Annotated in this window: 3 protein-coding genes and 2 pseudogenes; 1 reads left to right on the top strand and 4 read right to left on the bottom strand. The window is 36.8% G+C overall.

Translation table 11 applies throughout. The annotated features are described in order from the left end of the window. Positions 1 to 148 precede the first annotated feature (148 nt). Together H5072_RS13310 and H5072_RS13305 are read right to left on the bottom strand one after the other, a co-directional pair. Positions 149 to 1,102 (bottom strand): MBL fold metallo-hydrolase, encoded by a 954-nt coding sequence (locus H5072_RS13310; RefSeq protein WP_182693789.1) that lies wholly within the window; start codon positions 1,100 to 1,102, stop codon positions 149 to 151. Between the two features lie 266 nt (positions 1,103 to 1,368). Next, the gene (locus H5072_RS13305; RefSeq protein ID WP_259395949.1) at positions 1,369 to 1,713 is read right to left on the bottom strand and encodes a DoxX family protein; all 345 of its coding nucleotides are present in this window, start codon (positions 1,711 to 1,713) and stop codon (positions 1,369 to 1,371) included. Between the two features lie 164 nt (positions 1,714 to 1,877). On the opposite strand from H5072_RS13305, the gene H5072_RS13300 reads away from it, so the two are divergent. Further along, complete coding sequence (locus H5072_RS13300) at positions 1,878 to 2,765, top strand: LysR family transcriptional regulator (protein ID WP_182693787.1); 888 nt, start codon at positions 1,878 to 1,880, stop codon at positions 2,763 to 2,765. Between the two features lie 27 nt (positions 2,766 to 2,792). Here the strand turns inward: H5072_RS13300 and H5072_RS13295 are convergent. Together H5072_RS13295 and H5072_RS13290 are read right to left on the bottom strand one after the other, a co-directional pair. Then, a pseudogene (locus tag H5072_RS13295) lies at positions 2,793 to 2,945 on the bottom strand (transaldolase family protein); the annotation flags it as partial. A 36-nt stretch (positions 2,946 to 2,981) separates the two neighbouring features. Further along, positions 2,982 to 4,071, bottom strand: a pseudogene (locus tag H5072_RS13290) (xylose isomerase); the annotation flags it as partial.

Here is a 4,071-nt window from a genome sequence, read left to right as displayed (position 1 = left end):
CTGTATTTTTATACAGACTATCAAATGTGGGGTTTCATAAAAAGAAGTGCACTATGCTTTTATATTAGTAATGAGTATCGCTTTAAAGCGACATATACCGTCATTATAAATACATTAGCACGATAACGCCGGTGCGTGAAAAGCTATATTAGTTTGACTCAAATGACGAAAGTTTCTTTTGAACGTTATTTCGCAATACATCGTCTATGTACTCATTAAATGCCTTATTACCGGTTACCACGGGGTTTTGTTGATCAGATTTACGATTTTTTAATGTATTAATTTGATTAATTAGATCATGTGAAAACGGGTGGTTTGAGATACTTCCATCAACATCGTTTTTGTTTGCAATTTTTTGAAAATAATTTAAAGAGTGCAAATAAGTTTGATTTGCTGCTTTAGTATCCGGTAAACCGGTACCTCCCCAAAGTGCAACTGTATGAGGTATGCCATTATCTGTAACAGGTATTATCAAAGACAACCCACCAGGCGTATGCCCTGGTGTAGCAAGTACCGTTAAATTAGTTTTACCTAAACTTATTTTTTCACCATCGATAACTTGGGTGTAAGTGCTAGGTAATGGTATTTCGGTAGAAAAATTACCGAAAGGATCAGTTAATACAGGTGCATTTGGATTATGGATGTAGTTCCACTCATTTTTTCTCATTAAAATTTTAGCGCCATAATGTGATTCAAAGTAGTGAGCGCCACCATAATGGTCGCTGTGGCCGTGAGTAACTATCACGTATTTAATATCTTCAGGATTTAAGCCTAACTCTTTTAGTCCAGGAACAATCACATGTTTGGCATCGTGCGGGGTCCACATGGTATCGATTAAAATAATGCCCTCAGTTGTAGTGATAACAAAAGTACCTACGCTGACATATCCTACAAAATAAAGGTTATCAAATAGCTGAGTGGGTTCAATAACAGTGGTATTGAACAAATCACTAGAGGTTAGCGAGGAAGGTAATTTATTTAATCTAGTACTTATTTTATCTTCACTCAATTTTGTAATATTACCGTTATTTGATGTTGTGCAGCCGCTCAGTAAGTAAGTTATTACTGTAATCGAGAAAATGCCTAAAAATGTTTTTTTCATATTTTACACCTTAGTTAATTAGGCATATTAAAAGCCCAAGTAATAAACTTTAGTACGTCGTATATTTAATTATTAAATACAGGGTATGAACTCAAAATTAAAATTTAATGAATAAAACAACTTTAGCCTTTGTTTGTTTAGAGATCGAGTTTGTTATCTTTATCCTAAATGAGAGATGCGAAAGCATTAGTCATTTTGTAAAAGAGGGTTTGAATAACGATAGAAGCGAATATATCGTTATTCATTGTATTGAAAATAGCTCTAGGTTACTTACTATCTAAGGCGTTTATATCATTGACTCGGTTAATTATGATATTAATTAATAAAGCACATAAAATAACGGCAGGTATTGCATTGGCAACACTGTCGTAAACTACATGAAAAAATGTTGCACCAGCCATAATAACTAACAAACCACTTGCAGCTAAAATGCTTAGTTTTTTGATCCAAATAGCAATAGCACCCGCAAGTTCACTTGCACCAATAAAATAGCCAAACCAAGCAGGTAAACCCATAAGAGCAAAAGATAAGTGCATTTGCTCAACTCCTGCTAGTTTTGCAGAGCCTGCAGCTATAAAGGCAAGTGTTGTTAATCCTAGTGATGTATACATAAAAATTCTTTTTACTTTTGTGCTCATGTTATTCCCAACTTTAATAAGAGTGGTTTAAGCAGATGCTTAGCTTTTGACGTTAGAATAATCACAGTTCTTATTAATTAATATTGAATGTTTTTTTATAAGATATAAACTTTAGCTTTACATGTTTGGCGTAAATTATGAAATTAGAACAGCTTAGTATGTTTGTTACTGTTGCTCAGGTTGGATCATTGAGTGAAGCAAGTGCTCTTTTACACAAAACTCAACCAGCTATAAGCCAAGGCATTAAGCAACTAGAAAATACCCTTAACTTTGCCTTATTTAGTCGTAATGGTTATCGGTTAGAGCTTACCAGTGCAGGAAAAACTATGTTTCATAAGGCTATGAAATTGCTAGATGATGCAGCACAACTTAAACAAGTTGCACACCACATAGCACAGGGGAACGAGGTAAGTATAACGATTGCAATTGAAGCATCATTTAATTTAAAGGGTATTTTACCATTACTAAAAAATATGCAAAATCAGTTCTCTGAAACTCAAATAATAATCAGGCAAGAGTACATAACAGGTGCAATTGAAGCCTTACTTGATGGCGGTGCCGATCTGTGTATAACACCAACAATGGAGTTTTCTGCACAAGAAGAGAAAATTGAAAAGCATTTGTTAAATAGCGGCTCATTAATCAATGTAGCTTCCCCTTTGTTGTTAAAGCGAAATCCAAACCTAAGGCAAGCCACTGATTTGTTGAACGAATACCAAATAATTGTGCAGGACTCAGGCACTGGTTCAAAAAACATAGAGTGGGGTGTTCAGCAAGGTCAGCGACGATGGTATGTAAATGACTTTCCAACTAAAAAAATGCTTATCGAAAGTGCAATGGGTTGGGGCAAATTACCAGGTTATTTAGCTGATGAAGGTATTGCAAATAATACTCTGAAAATGCTGTCACTTAGTGATGTGCAAAATATAACGCCTCTAAAATATTACATTATTAAGAAAAGGGGAGAAGTGTTGGGGCCTGTAGCAGAGGCTGTGTGGGAGCAATTTAAAAACTATCAGATATAACAATCTTATATATGTGAAAAACGTATTTAAGTGTTTATATTGAGGTAATTTTGCAGCTTGTAAAATTAACGAAGGATTGGTTGTTGCATCAACCGGTTGTAGGGCTTTGATTGACTCTACATCGCCACTGTCGGCAACGACCGTGGTTACTTTTTTGAGTTGTTCTAACAAGTTCATAATGATGTACGCCTCGGCTTTAAAACCGAGGAGATGTCCTTATACGTAGCGGTTAACAATATTCTCAAGCAGCTCTTGTCGGCCAGAAACTTGCTTAGGATAGATGTCGTTTTCGTGTACTAACGCAGCAAGGCTCTCAAGTGATTGTTCACCTTTTAAAATGCTTTGGCCTAGGTCTTCTTTCCAACCTGCGTAACGTTTTTCTACAAAGTCAGAAAGCTCGCCGCCTTCAATCATTGCTGCTGCATTGAGTAATGCTTTTGCCATCGTATCCATACCACCAATGTGACCGATGAATAAATCATCGCGTTCACACGATTGACGACGAAGTTTAGTATCAAAGTTAAAGCCACCGGTTGTAAAACCGCCATTCTTTAAAATTTCGTAAACGACAAGTGTTCACTCAGCTACATCGTTAGGGAATTGATCTGTATCCCATCCGTTTTGCATATCACCACGGTTAGCATCAATACTACCCATAATACCTTTAGCGCAAGCAACGGCAATTTCGTGGTGGAAGCTATGACCTGCAAGTGTTGCGTGGTTTGCTTCAATGTTTACTTTAATTTCGTCTTGTAAGCCGTGCTTGTGTAAAAAGCCTGCAACCGTTGCTGTATCGTAATCGTACTGGTGCTTAGTTGGCTCTTGTGGTTTTGGCTCAATTAATAATGTGCCTTTAAAACCAATTTTTTTCTTGTGTTCTACAACCATTTTCAAAAAGCGTGCGTACTGCTCGCTTTCTTGCGCAAGATCTGTATTTAGTAGTGTGTCGTAACCTTCACGACCCCCCCAAAGTACGTAGTTTTCGCCGCCTAAACGATGCGTAATTTCCATTGCATGTTTAACTTGCGCTGCTGCATATGCATACGTATTAGGATTAGGGTTTGTTGCACCACCGGCACAAGAACGTTTGTTTGAGAACAAGTTAGCAGTACCCCACAGTGGCTTTACACCAGTGCGCTGCATTTCTTTTTAGATAATGTTAGCTATGTGCGTTACGTTATCGAGGCTTTCTTATAGTGCTTTGCCTTCAGGGGCAATATCAACATCATGAAAAATATTTGTATTTAAGTTTTTACACGAAACCAAAGGCAAAGAGCTTGAACAAATGAAAGGGTAAATATTACCC

Origin of the sequence: Pseudoalteromonas sp. SR45-5 (assembly GCF_014163565.1) — a bacterium.
Classification (GTDB): Bacteria; Pseudomonadota; Gammaproteobacteria; order Enterobacterales; family Alteromonadaceae; genus Pseudoalteromonas; species Pseudoalteromonas distincta.
This window is presented reverse-complemented; position numbering and strand designations above follow the sequence as displayed.